4 protein-coding genes are annotated in these 2,567 nt (G+C 27.9%); all 4 read right to left on the bottom strand.

What is annotated here, in order from left to right; all coding sequences use genetic code 11:
* Nucleotides 1-296: 296 nt before the first annotated feature.
* On the bottom strand, nucleotides 297-485 hold the full coding sequence (locus N3C_RS14625; protein WP_074366724.1) for a transcription initiation factor TFIIIB: 189 nt from the start codon (nucleotides 483-485) through the stop codon (nucleotides 297-299).
* 178 nt (nucleotides 486-663) lie between these two features.
* Entirely contained in the window at nucleotides 664-1,002 is a 339-nt protein-coding gene (locus N3C_RS14620; RefSeq protein ID WP_074366723.1) for a DUF6514 family protein, read from the bottom strand.
* Between the two features lie 369 nt (nucleotides 1,003-1,371).
* Nucleotides 1,372-1,641, bottom strand: coding sequence for a hypothetical protein (locus tag N3C_RS14615; RefSeq protein WP_074366722.1), 270 nt, complete (start codon nucleotides 1,639-1,641; stop codon nucleotides 1,372-1,374).
* Nucleotides 1,622-2,567: GNAT family N-acetyltransferase (locus N3C_RS14610; protein WP_074366721.1), on the bottom strand; the 946-nt coding region annotated here is incomplete at its 5' end. The genes N3C_RS14615 and N3C_RS14610, both read right to left, overlap by 20 nt.

The following is a 2,567-nucleotide window of genomic DNA, read 5'->3' as shown; positions in this document are numbered from 1 at the left end:
TTTATAATATGGCTTAAAGTGTCAGAAGTTATTATAATATTAATACATTTTACATAAATGGCGGCCCTGTTAAAATAGAAGGCTTTCTGTATAGATTAGATCAAGAGATTATTGAAAAAATAAAGAAGAAAATGCATTGATATATAAGGAACTAACAGATGTAAATGGAAAGGCTTTTTGATAGAGAAGTAATTAAATTTTAAAGCCCGGCTAAAAATAGTACGTAAAGCCGAGCTTAATAAATATTTTTTTCAATTTTTGCTGTCTTTCCCCTTTCAACAGTAAAAAACTATAAATTACTTAAATTTACTAGGCTCAGCTACTCTCATAGATAAAATATAACCACATCTTGTACATACATCTGCAATAATCTTTGAACCAGTAGTAAGAACCTTATGTGCAGGTTTCATGTTAGCATAGCCAGAAAGTACTCCTTCACCAATTTCAGTACATCCACACATTGGACATTCATTAACTTTATTCATTGAACTTCCTCCTTCACTTACTAGAAAATTTCCACTGCTAAGATTATGTATTTTTGTGGTAGTGTCTATCCCCTAGTAAAGTGTTAATCATATATCACCATCAAGGATCTAAAGATAATTATATGTATTTCTACAATATGTAAAATCAAACATAATTATCATAGAATCTATCCCTTTTTTAATTTTCTAATATTAAATCAAAGTCTCTTACCCATTCATCCACATACTCACCAATGACATCTACAAGATGTATTGGTGATACACCGTGTTGATGAAGCATTTTTAATAACTTGTACACTTTTTCTTTTTGAGGACTAATATTTTCTATAGACTCATTTTTTATATTTACAGTTTTTCCATGGCTAATATCAATTCGCTCCACTTCAATACCATAAGATTTAATAGACTGATTTCCACCATTAAACTCCATAAATATTTTTCCTTCTATTAAATTGTACTTATACAAGTAAGTTAACTTACCTGAATTCTCTGTTCTTGTCAAAGTTTCAACTATCATGCTTTTTATCCCCCCAAAAATCTATCTTTTTATCTCTCATAAAGGTATAATACCACTATTAAATAGAAAATATTGTCAATTCATGGGGTAAACTAAGCAATTTTTTTCTACTCATTTTGACTTAATAATCTAATTTACGAATTTTATAGAGGATATATTTAACTATACCTAAAATTCTCTATTTCTATAAAGTTACTATTTCTGTGGATATTATTAAAAATTGAGCTAATTAAACTTTCTTAAATTCCTTGTTTCCCTATAGGTTAATCGGTATTATTAGATACTTTTACAAAGTTATTGTTGTATTTTGTATAAAAAATGAATTTATAGTAATATCAAAACATATTTTTACAATATAATACACAATATTTAATACAGAGATAAACCTATTCCATGTTTGCTTTCTATAAACTGATATTTAATATCTTGGTCAAAATATTGCATATTTTCATCTAACTCTATCTCTCTAATTTCATCTGAAATGGGAATAAACTCTATAATTTGGCTTTTCATAATATATCTAGCGTAATATCTCATTTCCCCATTCATAGGAAGAGGAAATTTGTCTAACTTTAGAGCATTTCCATCAATACTAATATCTACTATAGTTTTTTTTTTTCTAAATAAAATCAAAATCATATAAGAAAAATACTGGCAAACTAGATGGAGCTTCTCTATAATGTCCAATAGGCGCCAGTAAGTTCATAGTAATACTTTTCTTTCTATTTTGCTCTTTTATATACACATGTATTTTTCGTTTTTCTAAATCTTCAAGGTCAAAAGAAACTTCCACACATCCATCTGTTACTTCAAATACAGTATCCTCTACATTCCTTTTCACATGTTTATTTAATCCTTTTTCAACAACATCGCATTTTTCATTAGGGTTAAAATTTAAGGATAGATCATCAAACATATCTGTATAGCCATCATTTCTATATGCTAATACACGAAATCCTTTTCCTTCATTATCGCCATTCAAATATTGCAGTTCAAGTGCCTTATATATTGAATCTAGCTTTTTTTCAAAAATGATTAAGATTAATTTTTCTATTGCCATATTATAAATTCCCCATTTTTCATTGCCATAGATAAATGTATTCTCATTATACTTTTCTTCAATAAAACCTAATGATTTATAGCAATTGTGAGCTGCAGGATTATTATCAAATACTCCTAAGGTTACCCTTTTTACCTTTAATATATCAAAGGCATATTTTACTGCTAAAGAAACCATCTCTTTTCCATAGCCTTTTCCTCTTATTTTTGAATCTACAATGATGAATCCAAGATGTATGCTTTCCTTTTTATAGTCTGCCAATCTCATTAAAAAATGGCCTACTGGTATTCCTTCTTCATTTAAAGCAGATATTATCCAAGCATTTTCATCCTTTTCATACTTGTGATAATAATACTCAAGCTGCTCTTTAGTTAAGGGATAAGTAAATTTATCTGAACACCATTGGGTAAAGGCTTTTTTATCTGTAAAACATTTCATAATATATTCAGCATCACTTTTCTTATATGGTCTTAATCTAATCATTATTTCACCCCTCTTTTTTAAT

It is taken from the genome of Clostridium sp. N3C (assembly GCF_900095445.1).
Taxonomy (GTDB): Bacteria; Bacillota; Clostridia; order Clostridiales; family Clostridiaceae; genus Clostridium_AU.
This window is presented reverse-complemented; position numbering and strand designations above follow the sequence as displayed.